Source organism: Rhodococcus sp. Q1, from assembly GCF_004153645.1.
Classification (GTDB): Bacteria; Actinomycetota; Actinomycetes; order Mycobacteriales; family Mycobacteriaceae; genus Rhodococcus; species Rhodococcus gordoniae.
Genome location: NZ_SDMJ01000001.1, coordinates 175,789 through 193,195, shown reverse-complemented (window position 1 = coordinate 193,195; position 17,407 = coordinate 175,789). Strand labels below are relative to the sequence as shown.

The window sequence follows — 17,407 nt, the reverse complement described above, 5'->3', positions numbered from 1 at the left end:
TCGTTAATATTGTGTTTCGAGCGGGGAGAGCGGGAGTGAGCGACAAGCCTGAACGGATTCGGACCGGTGGACGGAGCGAGAAGGTCCGGATCGCGGTCGGTGAGGCATGCCTGGCGTTTCTCGCGGAGGGGCGACTCGACTTCACCACCGTCGAGGTCGCCGCCCGCGCCGGTGTCAGCCGCAAGACCATCTACCGATGGTGGCCCACACACAACGACCTGCTCGTCGAAGCGGTGTCGATGCACGTGCGACAGGTGGCTCCGCCGGACACCGGCGCATGGGAATCGGACGTCCGAGCCTTCGCCGAGTCCATCGCGGAGTACGCAGCAGGCCCGGTCGAGGTCGCCTCGGCGGCACTCATGGCGAGTCATCGCTATCCCGACTTCAACCAACTCGTGCTCGAGCAGTACCGTCCCGTTCTCGAAGCGTGGCGGACGATGGCCCGCCGGGCGATCGAACGTGGAGATGCCAACTCCGACCATTCGCCGGAAGCGATGGTGAACGCGCTGGCCGCGCCGCTGTTCCTGGCGCCGATGATGTTGGGTCGCAAGGCATCGGCAGAGGAGATCGACCGGATCGTCAGGATGGTTCTTGCGGCCACCAGGCCGGACTCGTCCACCGACTCCACGCCCACGCCGCTGCCCGGTACGAGCAGCGACACCTCCGGTTGATGGTTCCTTCCCGGCGTGGGGAACGGCAGACGGCCGGTCTTTCACGAATCGACAGGTCGCAGCAGGTCGGGATTGTTGTTGCGCGGTGAATTGACCGCCGTGCTCACCTCGTACGGTTCGAGGCGGGGTTCGGGAATCGAATTCAGGAGGGCATCGACGTCGTCGCGGTCGTTCAGTTCGGGATCGAGCCACGGATCGACGAAGGTGGCGGGGAGGATCACCGGCGAACGTTCGTGGATGTGCCCGGCGGCGTCGGTCGCCGGACGGGTCAGTACGGTGCACGTCCACAACCAGCGGTCGGGATGGTCCTCGGGGAGTTCCGGGTTCGGCCACAGCTCGTAGAGCCCGGCCATGGAGATCGGTGCGTCCGCGTGCAGGAAGAACGGGATCTTCTTCCCGTCCTCGCCTGTCATCCACTCGTAGTAACCGTCGGCCGGCAGCACGCACCGCCGCCGCGCTGCGGCCGCCTTGAAGGCGGGCTTCTGCGTGATCGTCTCGGAGCGGGCGTTGATCATGCGCGACCCGATCTTCGGGTCCTTCGCCCAGAACGGCACCAACCCCCATTTGACCTGCGAGGACACCATACGCACCGGTTCGGCGTCCGGTTCCTCGCGCGGCGCTCGTTCGAGTACGGCGTTCACACGCTGGGTGGGGGCGATGTTGTACGAGGGTGGCAGTTCCTCACCCGCGGTCTCGACGGCGTCGTAGGCCGCGAGCAGATCCCCGCGGGTACTGGTGCTGGCATAACGTCCACACACGATGTATCTCCCGTCGGTGACTCCGGAGCGACGAGTCGATTCTCTCGCATCGGTCGCTCCGGAGCGGGCTGCTCCGGCAGAGACAGTGCGGGTCGCTCAGACGGAGAGCTCGACCCCCAGCACCTCGAGCAGTGCGCGCCGGTAGTCGGCCGCCTCGACGACGTGATCGGCCCGCGGGTGCGGCAGGTCTATGTTCAGCTCGACGGCGAACGAGCCGTGATCGAGCACGAGCACACGGTCGGCGAGCGCGATCGCCTCGTCGACATCGTGGGTGACGAGCAGCACCGCGGGCCGGTGCTCGGCGCACAACTCCTGCAACAGACCGTGCATCTTGATCTTCGTCAGTGCGTCGAGGGCGCCGAACGGCTCGTCGGCGAGCAGCAGTTCGGGGTCGCGCACCAGCGACCGCGCGAGCGATACGCGCTGTTGCTCACCGCCGGACAGTTCGGTGGGCCAGGCCTTCTCGCGTCCGGCGAGCCCGACCTTTGCCAGGGCCGTGCGGCCGCGCTCGGCGGCGTCGTCGCCGTCCAGGCCGAGGACGACGTTGTCGAGCACCCGCGCCCAGGGCAGCAGTCGCGAGTCCTGGAAGACCACCGCCCGCTTCTTCGGTACCTCGAGCGTTCCCGATCCCGGCACGCCGTGGTCGAGTTCGGCCAGGGCACGCAGCAGGGTGCTCTTGCCCGAGCCACTACGGCCGAGCAGCGCCACGAACTCGCCGGGTGCGATCTCGAGGTCGATGTTGTTCAGGACCGCCCGTCCGTCGAAGCCACGGCTCAGACCCCGGGTGCGTACGGTCAGCTGCCGATCGTCCTGCGCCATGCCAGTGCCTTCCTCTCCGCCGCACGGACCAGCAGGTCGCTGCCGAAACCGAGGATCGCGTAGACCACCAATCCGACGATGATGATCTCGGTCAGGCCGTAGTTGCGGGCCTGGTACATCAGGTAGCCGATACCGCTCGAGGCGTTGACCTGCTCGACGACCACCAAGGCCAGCCAGGAGATGGTCACCGCCAGGCGCAGACCGGTGAAGAAGCCGGGCAGCGCCCCCGGCAGAGCGATGCGACGGACGAACTGGGCGCGGGACAGATCCAGTGTCTCGGCCAGTTCCACGTAGCGGGCATCGATGCCGCGCAACGCCGCGTAGGTGTTGATGTAGACAGGGACGAACACCGACAGGGTGACGAGCAGGATCTTCATCTCCTCGCCGATGCCGAACCACAGGATCGCCAGCGGCATCAACGCCAGCGTGGGGATGGAGCGTTTGATCTGCACCGGACCGTCGATCAGCGCCTCCCCGATGCGCGACAGGCCGGCGGCCAGGGCGAGCACCAGTCCGAGGGCGACGCCGATGACCCCGCCGATCAGGGCGCGCTGGACGGAGGTCCACAGGTTCGACTGCAGTCGCCCGTCGCCGATCAGATCCCATGCGGTGGTGACGACCGTCCACGGCGCCGAGAGGGTCTTCGGGTCGAGCACCCCGGTGGCAGAGGTGACGACCCACAGGACCAGCAGCAGCACCGGACCGATCGCCAGGCCGAACGTGATCGGCTTGCCGGGGGCGAGGTGGCTGCGGGTCGTGCGGGGCGACAGGTCGGCCGTCGCGCCGGGATCGGGCTTCCGGCCGGTGTCGGCGTCACCGGCCGGGCCACTGCCGAAACGCCGGGATTCGACGGTGGAGATGCTCATGGCTCCAGTCCTTTCGTCCGTTCGGTCAGACGCCGGCAGCCGCGAGTGTGCGTGCGTACTGGCTCTCCGGACGCGGCAGGCCGTAATGGTCACGCAGCGTGGTGCCGGTGTACTCGGTCCGGAACAGGCCGCGCTCCTGCAGGATCGGCACCACCTGGGAGGCGAAGGCCTCGAGGCCCTGCGGGTACTGCGGCGGCATGATGTTGAAGCCGTCCGCGGCACCGTCGGTGAACCACTCCTCGATGATGTCGGCGATCTGCACCGGCGTGCCCGCGACGACGTTGTGGCCGCGTGCACCGGCGAGCTTGTGCAGCAGCTGACGCAGGGTCGGCTGCTCGCGCTCGACGATCTTCGCGAAGACAAGACGGCGACTGTTGTCGTTGTCGGTGATGTCGCCTGCGCCGGAGAACAATTCGAACGGCACCTTCTCGTCCAGCTCGAGCCGGGACACGTCGACGCGCCCCATCTTCTGGAGCTGCCCGAGGCCGTATTCGACGATGGTCAGCTCGTTGAACTCGCGATGCAGGTCCTTCGCCTCGGCCTCGGTGGCGCCGATGAACGGGCTCAGGCCGGGCAGGATCTTCACGTGATCGGGGTTACGCCCCGATGCCGCTGCGCGAGTCTTGATGTCGGTGTAGAAGGCCCGGGCGTCCTCGATGCGCTGGTGTGCGGTGAAGATCGCCTCGGCATGGGTGGATGCGAAATTGCGCCCGTCGTTGGAGGATCCGGCCTGCACGAGCACCGGACGCCCCTGCGGCGAGCGGGCCGAACCGAACGGACCGCGCACCTTGACGTAGTCACCGTCGATGTCGGTGCGGTGGATCTTGTCCGGATCGGCGTAGACGCCGGCGACCTTGTCGACGACGAGTGCGTCGTCCTCCCACGAATCCCACAGTTTCACTGCGGCGTCGACGAATTCGCGTGCCCGGGCGTACCGCTCGTGCACGTCGGGGTGCTCCGTGAGACCGAAGTTCGCCGCCGCGGCGTCGGTCGCGGTGGTGACGATGTTCCAACCGGCGCGGCCACCGGAGATGTGGTCGAGCGAGGAGAACAGACGCGCGAGGTTGTAGGGCTCGTAGTAGGTGGTCGATGCGGTGGCGATCAGCCCGAGATGCGTGGTGACCGTGGCCATCGCGACCAGCGTGGTGATCGGCTCGAGACCGTAGTCGGGCCGGTACTTCACCTCGGTGCGCAGGGCCGGGCCGTCGGCGAAGAACACCGCGTCGAGCTTCGCGCCCTCCGCGAGGCGAGCGAGTTCCTGGAAGTAGGTGATGTCGTAGAGGCGCTCGGGCACGCTGAGGGGATGGCGCCACGACGCCTCGTGGTGGCCGGTGGGATAGATGAAGGCGTTGAGGTTGAGCCGGCGGTACGTCATCTTCGGGTTCCCTTCGGAAGGTCAGCTGCGGGTGTGCGACGCGCCGGTCTCGGCGACTGCGGCGGTGACGACCTCGTCGAAGCGCAGGTCGAATGCGTCGGCGGCGTCGACGGGCTTCGGCAGTTCACCGGCGGCATCGATCACGTCGATGGTGTGCTGCTGGATCGCGATGAGCTCGTCGTCGAGATGCGGGAACGTGGTGATCCCGGCGGTGTCGAGGATGCGCTCGCCGTCCTCGACCGTCAGACCCTGACTCTCGACGAAGTAGGCGTCGATGTACGCGTCGCGGTTGTCGTCGGCCCAGTCGATCGCCTTGATGTAGGCGGTGACGTAGGCGCGGACGGCTGCGGCCGTGGCCGGGTCGGACAGGGCCTTCCTGCTCGAGTAGAGGTACGAGATGCCTTCGCTGAGGTCCTCGATCTCGGGACGCGGCAGCGACGTCGCGCCCGGGGTCCGCATGTACCGGGAGAAGACCGGCTCGCTCATCGGAGCGGCGTCGATCTGGTTGGAGCGCAGCGCATCCAGGAAGTCCGGCAACGACATCGGGACGAGGTTCACGTCGTCGACCGACAGACCGGCCTTGTCGAGGCCGCGGAGGACGAAGGCCTGCTGCGAGGTGCCCTCGGCGTAACCGATCCGCTTGCCCTTCAGATCCGCGAGCGTCTCGATGTCCGAGGCGTTCGGGGCGATGCCCATGTTGAGACCGTTGTTCGTCTGGATGGCCGCGACGACCTGCACATCGTCGCCGGCGACGAGGGACTGGACGGTCATGATCTCACCGGCCCACGCGATGTCGACGGCGTCGGCGCGGAACGCCTCGAGGATCGAAGGTGCCCCTTGGAAGGTCGCGAACTCGTACTCGAACGGCACCGCCTCGAGCTGTCCGGAGGCCTCGAGGGGGATCTGCTGGCGCTCACCCTGATCGGCGATGACGAGCTTGGTGCCCGCGGGGACCTCGGTGGGCAGCGCGCTGTCGGAACCGAGGCCCTCGCCCGAGGAACCGGAGCTGCATGCCGCGACCGCGGTCAGAAGGAGCGCGATGACGGCTGTCGATCCGGCACGACGTAGACGAGGCATGGACTTCCTCACGGTTCCGACAACGGGGAGAGGTCTTCGACGGAGTCGAGGACGTCACCGATCCTGGGCGATCCGCCGCCGGGGAACCAGGTTTTGCGTCAGCGTGAGCGAAAGGATCCGTCGCGCATCGGGCCTGCTCGTGGGCCGGTATCGCCGATATCCGTGCTTCGCAGCGATTACCGTGCGAGGGAGAATCGGTGGCAGGGAGGGAGATGCGCATGAGCACGGATGACCGGCGCATGTCGCAGACGGATCTGATGTCCTGGCGGATGGAGTCCGATCCCGTCCTGCGGTCCACGATCGTCGCGGTGGCGTTGCTCGACCGGTCCCCGGACCACGAGCGCTTCGTCCGGATGATGGAGCGCGGCACACGTGCGGTGCCGAGCTTCCGCCGCAAGCTCGCCGACTCCCCGTTCGGGCGGACCCCACCGCGATGGGTGGACGATCCCGATTTCGACCTGTCCTGGCATCTGCGGCGGATCGCCCTCCCACATTCCGGGGGACTGGACGCTGTGCTTCCGCTCGTGCGCGCCGCGGCGATGTCGGCGTTCGACAAGGACCGTCCCCTGTGGGAGGCGACGATCGTCGACGGCCTCGACGACGGTCGTGCCGCGATCGTCCTCAAGGTGCATCATGCGCTCACCGACGGCATCGGTGGTATCCAGATCGCGAACGAGATGGTCGACTTCGAACGCGACGGCACCGATCGCGGGCCGTGGCCGGAGACTCCGCCCTCCCCGGCATCGGCATCGGACCTCGCCGACTCCGTGGGCTGGTACCTCTCGACGGCCGGCGAGGCGGTGGGCCGAGGTGCGCCGTGGCTCGTGCGCTCCGGCCTGAGGTCGCTGGCGAATCCCGTCGCGGCGCTGCGTACCGTCGTGGGCACGGCCGGGTCGACGGCCCGGTTCGTGCGGCCGGTGTTCACGACGCGTTCCCCGGTGATGATCGACCGCAGCACGGTTCGTGAGGTCGCCGCTCTCGACCTGCCCCTCGACGCACTACGGCGGGCCGGGCGGGCAGCGGACTCCTCTCTCAACGACGCCTTCCTCGCCGGAATATTGTCGGGACTGAGGAACTATCATGCCCGCCACGGGACGCAGGCCGGCGAGCTGATGACGACACTGCCGATCAGTCTCCGGCAGGAGGGCGACGCGATCGGAGGGAACCGGATCACGCTGGCCCGGTTCGCGCTTCCCCTGGACATCGCCGAACCGGTCGCGTTGATGCACCGGGTGGATCGGATCGTCCGCTCCTGGCGGGACGAACCGGCCGTACCGCTCTCGTCCGCCATCGCGGGTGCGTTGAACGTGCTCCCGGCCGGTGTTCTGGGCGGAATCTTCAAACACATCGACTTCCTCGCGTCGAACGTTCCCGGATCGCCGGTTCCGCTCTACATGGCCGGGGCGGAGGTGCTGAGGTACTACCCCTTCGCTCCCACCCTCGGTTCGGCGGTCAACATCACGCTGATGTCGCACACGACGCACTGCTGCATCGGCATCAACGCCGACTCCGCAGCCGTTCCCGACCTGCCGGTCCTCGTCGAGTCCATGGTGGAGGGCTTCGGCGACGTGCTTGCGGTGGGTGGCGAAGGCGCGCGCATCGAGGCCGTCCTGTCTGCCGCGCCGCCCTCGCATCGTCAACCAACGGTTGACGGGTTCCATGCGTCAACCTAGAGTTGACGCATGGAACCCATTCGGCCGTCCCACCCCATCAGACTCGACGACCTCATCGACGCCATCAAGAAGGTCCACGACGATCCCCTCGTGCAACTGTCCGACGCCGTCATCGCGGCCGATCATCTCGGTGAGGTCGCCGATCACCTGATCGGTCACTTCGTCGACCAGGCGCGCCGGTCCGGCAGGTCGTGGTCCGAGATCGGGCAGAGCATGGGGGTGTCCAAGCAGGCCGCCCAGAAGCGGTTCGTCTCGAAGAGCGACAACGACCTCGACCCCGAGCAGGGGTTCTCGCGGTTCACCCCACGCGCGCAGAACACCGTGATGGCGTCGATGAACGAAGCGCGTGCCACGGGAAGCCCCGAGATCACACCCGTGCATCTGCTGCTCGGTCTGCTGGTCGACACCGAGTCGCTCGCAGCCCGCGCACTCGCGGCTCAGGGCGTGGACTCCGCGGCCCTGCGCGCGGCCGCCGAAGCGACGCTCCCCGAAGCGGCCGACGACATTCCCGAACTCGTTCCGTACGACGCCGGAGCCCGCAAGGCCCTCGAATTGACCTTCCGCGAAGCCCTTCGACTCGGACACGACTACATCGGCACCGAGCACATCCTCCTCGCCTTGCTCGAACTCGAGAACGGTCACGGTGTGCTGGCCGGGGCCGGGGTGAGCAAGAGCGCCGTGGAGAAGAAGATCGCGGAGGACCTCGCCGCGATCGTCGAGGCCCGGAAGGCCGAGGAACGGAAGGCCGGGACCCAGGACTAGGCGACAAGCGCGGGCAGGTTCGCGGACGGCGTCCCCGGGGTACGTCGAAGTCATGAACACACGCCACGCATGTCTCGTCGCGGGCTTCTCCGTCGCCACGCTCGTGGCCGCGGGGTGCGGCAGCGACGACTCGTCCACCGACACCGAGGCCACCGTCGAAACGCCACCCACTTCCCTCGCGACCACCACCACCGATGCCATGCCCACGCCGCTGCCCGGGATGAGCGGCGATGCCTTCGGTCTTCCGAACGAGGGGGGCGACGACGACAACGCCTTCACCTACGACGAGGCGGCCGTGCCGGCCGGCGCGACCTTCGACGTCGAATCCGAGGAGGAGAACGGCCGGACCACCGTCACGCTCAGGGTGATGGGTCTGCAACCCGATCGGGATTTCGGGGCGCACGTCCACACCCGGCCGTGCGGGCCGAACCCGTCCGATTCGGGGCCGCACTACCAGAACCGGGTCGACCCGGCGGCGAACCCCGACTCCCCGTCCACCGACCCCGCCTACGCCAATCCGCAGAACGAGATCTGGCTCGACATCACCACCGACGCGCAGGGCAACGCCGAGGCGTCCACGACCGTCGACTGGGAATTCCGCGACGGCGAAGCCAACTCGGTGGTGCTCCACGCACAGCACACCAAGACCGCACCGGGTGAGGCCGGACAGGCCGGCGACCGGCTCGCCTGCATCGACGAGGACTTCTGACCCGACCGCCCGCCGCCGCGTTTGGCCGCCGTCCTTCCGGGTAGCCGTGGAAAAGACGTGTCCAGCCCCGACGACAGCCACGAATCGGAGTTCTCATATGCCCGACGACACCCCGAAGATCCCCGGCGTCCCCTCGTCCACCGTGCCACCCGTGGAGGAACCCACGACGCCCACGACGCCGCCCGAGCCCAAGCCCGATCAGGCGGAGCCCGCGGTGCGGACCGCCACCGGCACTCCCGCGGACCTGCCGCGCGGCCGTGCCCAGCAGGGGGAATACCTGACGACGGCTCAGGGGGCGCGGTTGACGGATACCGACCACTCGCTCAAGGCCGGTCGGCGCGGGCCGATCCTGTTGCAGGATCATCACTTCCGCGAGAAGATCACCCACTTCGACCACGAACGCATCCCGGAGCGCGTGGTGCACGCCCGCGGCGCCGGCGCCCACGGCGTCTTCCGCGCGACGGGTGCCGCAAGCTCGATCACGCGTGCCCAGTTCCTCCAGAAAGACGTGGAGACGCCGGTGTTCGTACGGTTCTCGACGGTGCTCGGTTCCCGTGGCTCGGCCGACACGGTGCGCGACACTCGTGGCTTCGCGACGAAGTTCTACACCGAGGAAGGCACTTTCGACCTCGTCGGCAACAACATCCCGGTGTTCTTCATCCAGGACGCCATCAAGTTCCCGGACGTCGTCCACGCGGCCAAACCGCACCCGGATCGCGAGATCCCGCAGGCGCAGAGCGCTCACGACACTTTCTGGGATTTCGTCTCGCTCCACACCGAGGCCACGGCGCACACGATGTGGAACATGTCCGACCGCGGCATCCCGCGCTCCTACCGCATGATGGAGGGCTTCGGTGTCCACACCTTCCGTGTGGTCGATGCCGAGGGTGATACCGCGCTGGTGAAGTTCCACTGGAAGCCGCGGCTCGGCGTGCACTCGCTGGTGTGGGAGGAAGCCCAGCTCATCAACGGCTTCGATCCCGACTTCCACCGCCGCGACCTCGCCGACGCGATCGAGGCCGGTGCCTACCCCGAATGGGATCTCGGCGTACAGGTCTTCCCGGACACCCCGGAACAGGTCTTCGAAGGCATCGACCTGCTCGATCCCACCAAGATCGTCCCCGAGGAACTCGCGCCCGTGCAGATCATCGGCACGATGGTCCTCAATGCCAACCCCACCAACTTCTTCGCCGAGACCGAGCAGGTCGCCTTCCACCCGGGCCATCTCGTCCCGGGCATCGACGTCACCGACGATCCGCTGCTGCAGGGCCGCCTGTTCTCGTACCTCGACACCCAGCTGACGCGACTCGGTGGACCGAACTTCGGGCAGATCCCGATCAACCGTCCGCACGCTCCCGTCAACGATATGTTCCGCGACGGCTTCCACCAGCACGCCGTCCACACCGGTGTCGCTCCGTACAAGCCGAACTCGCTCGACGCGGGATGCCCGTTCATGGCCGGCATCACCGAGGGGGCCTTCGTCGACCTACCGGTGGAGGTACCGGCGGCGAAGAAGGAACGCGAGGTCTCCCGGTCGTTCGACGACCACTACACACAGGCCCGCCAGTTCTATCTGAGCCTGTCGGACATCGAGCAGGACCACGTGGCCTACGCCTACACGTTCGAGCTGGGCAAGTGCTACGAGCAGACGATCAAGGAGCGGCAGCTGCAGGTCCTGGCGAACATCGACGCCGGGCTGTGCGAGAAGGTGGCCGCCGGTCTCGGTCTGCCGGCCCCGAAGCCGGCCGTCGAGGTCTCCGATCTGCCGCAGAGCCCCGCGCTGGCACAGGTCGGCAAGACGTGGCCCGTGCAGGGTCGGCTGATCGGCATCGTCGCCGACGACACCACCGACGTCGACCAGGTCCTTGCGGCCGTGCAGGCCGTGGATGCGGCCGACTGCGTGCCCCTCGTGATCGCTCCGCACGGCGGGATGCTCGGGGGAGTCGTGCCCATCTCGCGCACCTTCCTCACGGCCCGGTCGATCGAGTTCGACGCGGTGATCATGGCGACCACCGTGCCCGACACGAGAGTCCGGATCCTCGTCGACGAGATGTTCCGCCACCACAAGGCACTGGCCGCGTGGGGGGCCGGGGCAGCGGCGCTGGACGAGCTGAAGGCACCCGGTGTCGAGATCACGGACGGTCCCGAAACGGCCGTTGCGCAGGTTCTGGAGCTGCTGGGTACCCACCGCGTGTGGGAACGAGACATCATGTGACAGACCTCACCTGAACGTGCCTTCCTAAGTTCGGGGGACCCAAGTTATTCTTTCGTTACCTCTGGCCGCAGCTGATTCTTATCGCTGCGGCCAGTTGTTATTTACGGGCCGTTCACCTCGAGGTCAGCTGCCCGATCCCCGAGACGATGCGCCGGATACGCGGGTCGTCGGCCAACTCGACGCGCGCGTAGCGAGCCTGCTCGTCGGCGTCCGCGGACGCGAGGTCGTGGGCGGCGGTAATGCGAGTCGCGAGCACATCCGGCGACCAGTTGTACGCCTCGGGTGGGATCTCGAGGGCGACGATGCGGCCGGTCGGGGTGACGCTGATACGGATGCTGTGGGCCGATCCGTTGCCTACTATCCGTTCGATCGTGTCCTGCACGCGCCTGACGGTGACAGAGAGTTCTTCCGGATACGTCAACATGGTTCCTTTCTCACCAGCCCGGGTAGGCGGGGAGGGTCTCGGGTGGGGTGGGGGAGATGATGGTTTCGGAACTTCTGTAGGGCGGCAAGCTGGGTTCGATGCTGCGACCCCATGCTTCGCATCGATACATCGTTTCGCCCAAGTCGCCCCCGAAGTCGATTCTGAGTCCGGTATCGGTGAACAGATCTTCCGTAGGAGCGGACCATTGGTGCTCGGTGGTGGGGAGAGAAGTCAGGTACTGATCGCTTGGTGTCGGTGGTTCCGGGTCGTGCCTGTGGAGTTGCCCTTCGCGCCGATGTTCCTCGGTGTCACGGGTGAACTCGACAAATTCCTCCTGCCGGAAAATTGGTTGATGCGATAGTCGCCGTCTCGGACCCTGATGCCCACCTTCGACCATTGGGTGCACACGGTTGCTTTGAACCCAGCCGCCGTATCGAGCGCTTGGAGGATGTGCGCCCGAAATGTTCCGACGAGGGATGTTTCCAGCGCAGTTGGGACTTTGCGTGCGTAGGAAGGGACGAGTGCTCCGGCGAACCCGGGATAGGTGGTATCGAGTCCGCCGTAGTGGGCGATGATCATGGATTCGTACGCGGCTCGGGTGAGGATGCTGCGTTGATCCGCAAGGTCGATTCCCGGTTCTGCGGACCACACGAAGGTGGAACTTCGGACCTGTCCGGGTGGTTCGTACTCGGCGGTGATGATGGTCTGGGGCGCAACCGGTGCCGGCGCTCGATCGGGCGTGCAGCTTGCAAGTAGGGATGATCCGACAAGGAATGCTATTGCAGCGCAAATAATTCGGTTCATGTGCTCACCAGCCCGGGTAGGCGGGCAGGGTTTCGGGTGGGGTGGGGGAGGCGAGAAACTCGGCCCCGTCATCGGGCACCCCCGGCTCGATGCTGCGTCCCCACTCTTCGCAACGTTTCTTGGCATCGCCGAGATCTGCGCCGAAACTGATCAACCACTCGGTGCCCGCGAAGACGTCCTCCGTCGGCGCGGACCATTGGTGAGTCGCGTCGGCGATGGGAGGAGATGGCGGGCGGGGAGTGGTGCTCGGTGGGAGGTTGGGTCGGACCCGGGCGAGGTCGCGATCCTCAGCGGTGGGGTGGTTGAACTCGACTCTCTCTTCGATGGCCGAGCCATGCACAGTGTGATACTGGCCGTCGTCTCTTCGCACTGCATAGTGTGAGGGCTGAATGCAGACGGTCGCGTTGAAACCCTTTTCTGTCTGATGCACCTGAAGAAGGTGCGCTCGGATCGTGCCCACTAGCGCGCGCGTAGCGATGGTATTTATCCTGCGCGCATACCTGGGATCGATCGCATTGCTGAATCCTGGGTAGGTTGTTTCGATACCTCCGTAGAATGCGATCATCATCGATTCGTGCGATGCCCGGATCAATTTTCCACGGTTATCCAGCAGATCAATTCCGGGCTCCGCCGACCAGACGTAGGTCGCGTTGCGAACCTGCTCCGGCGCTTGGTATTCGCTCGCGTCTACGGGAAGGGAAGGGGATTGCTGCGGTGCCGGCTCGGTTTCCGACGTGCATGCGACAAGCATGAAAACGACTAGAGTGGTAACGAGTTTCCGGTTCCCCCGCGGGCACGTTGTTGTCATGCGCCGTAGTTCCACCTTTCTCCTCCGGCCGGAACAACATCGTTTACGAGCACATCGCGAAATCCGTCGGTGCCGTCCCTCTGGTCTGCGTAGACGATATTTCGGAGGTCGCCCGCTCCGTTCGAGGCAGATCCGAGATACATGTCCTGGGACCCGTAATCGATCCCGTTTTCCGAAATGATGCTGGCAGCTTGATTCGTCAGGACGTGTTCATCGGCTTTGGTGCGTTCAGGGATAGTGTGACCCTCTGCCTGGCTGAAGGGCATGTCCGCTGGATCCACTCTTCCGGCGTCGACCAACGCATTGAGCATGTTGTATCTCCGAGTATTTTCGGCGCCCGTCTCCGTCAGATACATTTCGGAATCGAACCCCTCGACCCCCGACGGATGCCCCACGTATTGCCCTTCAGCATCGACGATTTCGGATTGCAGCAGAACCCCTGTCGAGTACACGAGCGGACCCGTGACCACGCCACCCGGCAACGCCGTCACCGCACCGGTGACGAGGGTTTGGGCCACGGCATACGCGTCTGCTCTGGACTGGTTCCGGTTGTCGATCGCAGCCTGCTCGACCAGCTTCTCGTTCTCGTAGGTGCTGCTCAAACCGACCTCGACGAGGCTTTGCAACCGGCCCGAATACGTTCCGTAGCTGTACTTGTTCACACCGTCGAGTTGTTCGAGAGCGAACCGGCGGTCGAAATCGGTGGCCTGCGCGATTGCTGCACCGTTGAGAAGGGCACCTGCCGCGGGGTCGGTGTTCATGAGGGTGAATACGCGCGTCGCCGGGACCGGGCCGAGTTCACCGAAGCCGCTGGTGGCGGTGGCGTCGTCGACGGAACCGACCATGTCGCCGACGAACGGTGACAGGGCGGTCGCGAAGGAACGGACAGCAACAGGATTGACGTCGCCTATGGTCAGGTCGGTTTCTTCCCGGAAGGCACCCGGCATATGGAGGAAACGGTTGAAGTTGTTGTCGGAGTTCCACTCCGATTCCGGCGCAGACAACACCTTGGCCAAACCGAATGCTGCCTCGCCCGCACGTTCGGCTCGGATTACTGCTGCGGGGTCACCCGGGTCGGCGGGCAACGCGTCGGCAGCGATCCACTCCGTCAGGCCGGCCAGAGTTGCTCCGTCGTCGGCCCATTCGCGGGTGAGCAGCGGAACGAGCACCTCGTCCCTACTGAAGTCCGCAGGGCTGCCGTCGACGTCGGTGCCGGTGAGCAGGTGATACGACGTGTCGGTGTTCCGGGTGGCGAGGTCGAGGAATGTGCTTGCCATGTGGTCGTAATAGGAAGGGTCGGGGGTGGGGACGATGTGGGGATCGGCATAGGTGGGGATGCCCGCCATGTATCCGGCGACCCGGCTCATCTCGATGCCCATCTCGGTTCCGGGTCGATACTGAGGGTTGGCCTCGCCGAGTATCGCGCCGAGTCGATCCAGCCGGTCCAGTGGTTCACCGGGGTGCTCGGCGTTCGGGTCGGGTTCGTAGCCGTATCGAATGGTGTCTCGGATGTCCTGCGGCACCGACTCCCACGACCCGCCGTATTCGGGATTCGACAGGATGAGCAGACCGTTGCCGAGACCGTCGGCCCAGCGCGCCGCGTCGGGGTTGCCTTCGGCTTCCCATGTCTTGTACGTCTCGTGCAGGTTCGCCAGTTCGTCCTCGTCGAGGCTGTTGTAGAAGGCGTCGAGGTACTCGATGCTCGCACCCGACGGTAGCGACAGGGTGCGTCCGATGCGTTCGAGATCGGTATCGCGTGCAGCCCCGGATGCTAGGAGCGCAGCGTCGGCAGCACCGTCCGGAGCATCGATGGAATGTGTGTTTTGGGAACGGAATTCACCGCCGAACGTGGAGAGCCGGTTGCTGACCTGCTCGAGTCGGACGGCGGCGTCTCGATCCAGTTCGTCGAATGTGCGCACTGCCGATTTCAGTTGGACCTCGAAGTTCATGGCGGTGTCGTCGAGACCCGCTTGCACGACGAGGTCGGTCTGCGCGTCGCCCGTGTGGGTTCGGGGTGCCTCGACCCGCGCGTCGTCGTGGACGGTGAAGCCGGCTGCAACCGCGTTGTCGACGATTCCGACGACGGTGGCGCGGGCGGGAATGAGCGTGTTTGCGGCGTCGCGGAGGGCGTCGACCTGCTCGTCGACAGCGCGGCTGATGCCTTGGCCGGCCACCCGGTCACTCCACGCACGTGCCGCGGCGGCCGCTCCGCCTTCACCGTCCCATCCACCGAATGTGGAGTCCACATTCCGGTCGACGCGGTGGGTCGACTCCCGGAATGTGTTGTTTGCGGACTCGACCGCGTCGGCAGCCGTGGTGAGCGCAGCCGGATCGAGCGAGCGGATCGCGGAAGGAGACCACATCTACAGGGACTTTCCTTCGAAGTCGGATCCGACGGCCGCGAGTTGGCGGCTGAATTCCTCCTCGGCCACCTCGTAGTTCCGTGCGGCCGCTTCGGTGGCCTCGGCCATGCGTCGCAGGCAGTTGGCCATAGCGCGGTAGGCGGTGTCGAGTGGTGCTCCCGCGCGTCCGGCGACACCACCGACCGCTGAGGATGGCATCGCGCCCGCTACCGACTCGAGCGCCGCGGACGGTTCCAACGCGTAGATGGTCTCGGCTTCTCCCTCCAGGGCATGGGCCAGGCTCTTCAACGAGTCCGGGTCGACCTTCAGCGCTGACATCAGCTCACCAACTCCTGTACGGCAGACGTTCCATCAGGGTTGGACGCAGCAGCGTGACGATCGGTTCCCTCGACCGGGTGATTTTCGGAACGTTTCAGGCGATGCGGCCGAATGCTGTGATGGAGGAGTCGCGGAGAGATGTCAGCCGGGACGCGGTCGCGATCCTGGCGACCGCCCGTGACGCGGGCACGAGGAGCTGGGTGCGGCGTCGACGGGCACGGTCGTAGCGCTGCAGAGCGACCGGTACCGGATGCTCGGACAACAGCGTCGCGAGTGTCGTGGCGTCGACGATTGCTTCGCATGCGCCGCGGCCGAGATTCGGTGCCATCGCATGCGCCGCGTCGCCGATCAGTGCGGTGTTGCCGCGGACGTACGACGGGAGGCGGGGGGATTCGTACAGGTCGTGGTACATGACGTCGTCGGGGTCGAGGCGGCCGAGGATGTCGCGTACGCCGGGGTGCCAGTCGTGGAAGCGGCCGTACAGGTCGTCGAGGGTGCCGCCGGTGCCTTCGGTGGTGCGGACGGCGGCGAACCAGTTGGTGAGGTCGCCGTCGCGGTCGGTGATTCCGAAGAGCGCGCCGGGACCCCAGGTTTCTCCATGGTTCGTGGTGGAGCCGCCGACCCAGCCGCGCCACGCTCCGTACCCGGTGTGCACGGGCCGGTAGGTCGGACCGAACACCTCGTCGCGTACTGCACTGCCGATTCCGTCCGCGCCGATCATCACGTCGTATCCGGCGAGGGCCGTGAGCGGTGGCGCGGGGGCGTCGAACTTCACGGTGTGGTCGGGGAGGCCGGACAGCAGGATGTCGAGGAGGGCGGGCCGGGACACCATGACCGGTGCCCGGCGAAGGTCCCCGACGTGGGCGAGCACCACACCGTCCCAGCGTCTGAGCGTCGCGGAGCGCTGTGTCACCCCGAGTTGTTCCACCCGTCCGCCGACGCCGGCAACTTCGAGTGCGGCCAGGGCAGGAGGCCACATCCCGAGCGCGGTGCCGGTGCGCGGAGGTTCCGGAGATCGTTCGAACACATCGATGTGCCATCCGTGGCGGAGGAGGGTGTTCGCGGCGGTGAGCCCTCCGATTCCGCCGCCGAGGATCGCTGCACTGCCTGGCTTCACGGTCATGTCATGACGATACTACGTATGTAGTGGACAGTCACTACCCCTGTAGTGATCCTCGTAGAATGCCTCTCGTGACCGACAAACGCGCCACCGTCCTCGACGCCGCAATCGAACTCGTGGGCACCGAGGGACTGCGCGCCCTGACCCACCGGCGCGTGGACACCACCGCGAACGTGCCCGCCGGATCCACCTCCAACTACTTCCGCACCCGGCAGGCCCTCGTCGAAGGAGTGCTCGACCGGTTGCTCGCACGCGACCGGATCGACGCGCAGGCGTTGAGCGGAACCACCGCTCCGGCCTCGGCCCGGGAGCTCGAAGATCTGATGCACGGTTACGTGATGTTCGTGACCGGCCCCGACATCGTCCGGACCCGGGCGCGGTTCGCGATGTTCGTCGAAGCGATGGCAACGCCGGAACTGCGGGCCGGAGTGGATGCGCGCCGAGGCGAACTCCGGACGTGGGTCCGCAGCATGCTCGAGGCCCTCGGCGCGGACGATTCCGCCACGGGCGCGCGGCTTCTCATCGACTATCTGGACGGTGTCATCCTGCATCGCTGCACGGCCGGAGCGGACGAACCCGACCCGCGTCCCGGCATCGTTCTCGCCGTGCGTGCGGTGCTTCGAACCGCGGCGTGACGGGTACGAT

General features: G+C 66.4%; 16 protein-coding genes. 6 read left to right on the top strand and 10 right to left on the bottom strand.

Annotated features, from left to right (window positions below):
* The first annotated feature begins 35 nt into the window (after window positions 1-35).
* A complete protein-coding gene (locus EQ874_RS00855; protein ID WP_129975013.1) occupies window positions 36-671 on the top strand; it encodes a TetR-like C-terminal domain-containing protein in 636 nt (211 codons plus the stop codon).
* A 41-nt stretch (window positions 672-712) separates the two neighbouring features.
* Here the strand turns inward: EQ874_RS00855 and EQ874_RS00850 are convergent, their stop codons facing one another.
* The 5 genes from EQ874_RS00850 to EQ874_RS00830 form a co-directional block, all read right to left on the bottom strand.
* A complete protein-coding gene (locus tag EQ874_RS00850) occupies window positions 713-1,429 on the bottom strand; it encodes an SOS response-associated peptidase (RefSeq protein ID WP_129975011.1) in 717 nt (238 codons plus the stop codon).
* A gap of 96 nt (window positions 1,430-1,525) precedes the next feature.
* Window positions 1,526-2,248 carry an ABC transporter ATP-binding protein gene (locus EQ874_RS00845; RefSeq protein WP_129975009.1) on the bottom strand — a complete coding sequence of 241 codons (723 nt, stop codon included), beginning with the start codon at window positions 2,246-2,248 and terminating at the stop codon, window positions 1,526-1,528.
* A complete protein-coding gene (locus EQ874_RS00840) occupies window positions 2,224-3,114 on the bottom strand; it encodes an ABC transporter permease (protein ID WP_129975007.1) in 891 nt (296 codons plus the stop codon). Before EQ874_RS00840 ends, EQ874_RS00845 begins: the two co-directional genes overlap by 25 nt.
* 25 nt (window positions 3,115-3,139) lie before the next feature.
* On the bottom strand, window positions 3,140-4,489 hold the full coding sequence (locus EQ874_RS00835; RefSeq protein WP_129975005.1) for an LLM class flavin-dependent oxidoreductase: 1,350 nt from the start codon (window positions 4,487-4,489) through the stop codon (window positions 3,140-3,142).
* 21 nt (window positions 4,490-4,510) lie between these two features.
* Window positions 4,511-5,566: an ABC transporter substrate-binding protein gene (locus tag EQ874_RS00830; protein WP_129975003.1), complete on the bottom strand. Its 1,056-nt coding sequence runs from the start codon at window positions 5,564-5,566 to the stop codon at window positions 4,511-4,513.
* 212 nt (window positions 5,567-5,778) lie between these two features.
* On the opposite strand from EQ874_RS00830, the gene EQ874_RS00825 reads away from it, so the two are divergent.
* The 4 genes from EQ874_RS00825 (at window position 5,779) to EQ874_RS00810 (ending at window position 10,925) form a co-directional block, all read left to right on the top strand.
* Entirely contained in the window at window positions 5,779-7,239 is a 1,461-nt protein-coding gene (locus EQ874_RS00825) for a wax ester/triacylglycerol synthase domain-containing protein (RefSeq protein ID WP_129975911.1), read from the top strand.
* A 9-nt stretch (window positions 7,240-7,248) separates the two neighbouring features.
* Window positions 7,249-8,001, top strand: coding sequence for a Clp protease N-terminal domain-containing protein (locus EQ874_RS00820; RefSeq protein ID WP_129975001.1), 753 nt, complete (start codon window positions 7,249-7,251; stop codon window positions 7,999-8,001).
* 52 nt (window positions 8,002-8,053) lie between these two features.
* Window positions 8,054-8,710, top strand: a complete 657-nt coding sequence (locus EQ874_RS00815) for a superoxide dismutase family protein (protein ID WP_129974999.1) — start codon at window positions 8,054-8,056, stop codon at window positions 8,708-8,710.
* A gap of 97 nt (window positions 8,711-8,807) precedes the next feature.
* A complete protein-coding gene (locus EQ874_RS00810; RefSeq protein ID WP_129974997.1) occupies window positions 8,808-10,925 on the top strand; it encodes a catalase in 2,118 nt (705 codons plus the stop codon).
* 112 nt (window positions 10,926-11,037) lie between these two features.
* Here EQ874_RS00810 and EQ874_RS00805 read toward each other — a convergent pair whose 3' ends face one another.
* The 5 genes from EQ874_RS00805 to EQ874_RS00780 all read right to left on the bottom strand — a co-directional run bounded on the left by EQ874_RS00805 (window position 11,038) and on the right by EQ874_RS00780 (window position 16,765).
* Window positions 11,038-11,307, bottom strand: a complete 270-nt coding sequence (locus EQ874_RS00805; protein WP_129974995.1) for a YbaB/EbfC family nucleoid-associated protein — start codon at window positions 11,305-11,307, stop codon at window positions 11,038-11,040.
* Window positions 11,308-12,157: 850 nt separating this feature from the next.
* Window positions 12,158-12,904: a hypothetical protein gene (locus EQ874_RS00795; protein ID WP_242496590.1), complete on the bottom strand. Its 747-nt coding sequence runs from the start codon at window positions 12,902-12,904 to the stop codon at window positions 12,158-12,160.
* 53 nt (window positions 12,905-12,957) lie between these two features.
* A complete protein-coding gene (locus EQ874_RS00790) occupies window positions 12,958-15,324 on the bottom strand; it encodes a hypothetical protein (protein WP_129974993.1) in 2,367 nt (788 codons plus the stop codon).
* Entirely contained in the window at window positions 15,325-15,642 is a 318-nt protein-coding gene (locus EQ874_RS00785; RefSeq protein WP_064064468.1) for a type VII secretion target, read from the bottom strand.
* A 94-nt stretch (window positions 15,643-15,736) separates the two neighbouring features.
* Window positions 15,737-16,765 carry an FAD-dependent monooxygenase gene (locus EQ874_RS00780; protein WP_129974991.1) on the bottom strand — a complete coding sequence of 343 codons (1,029 nt, stop codon included), beginning with the start codon at window positions 16,763-16,765 and terminating at the stop codon, window positions 15,737-15,739.
* A gap of 59 nt (window positions 16,766-16,824) precedes the next feature.
* Here EQ874_RS00780 and EQ874_RS00775 point away from each other — a divergent pair, with 59 nt between their 5' ends.
* A complete protein-coding gene (locus EQ874_RS00775; RefSeq protein ID WP_242496589.1) occupies window positions 16,825-17,397 on the top strand; it encodes a TetR family transcriptional regulator in 573 nt (190 codons plus the stop codon).
* Window positions 17,398-17,407: the final 10 nt, after the last annotated feature.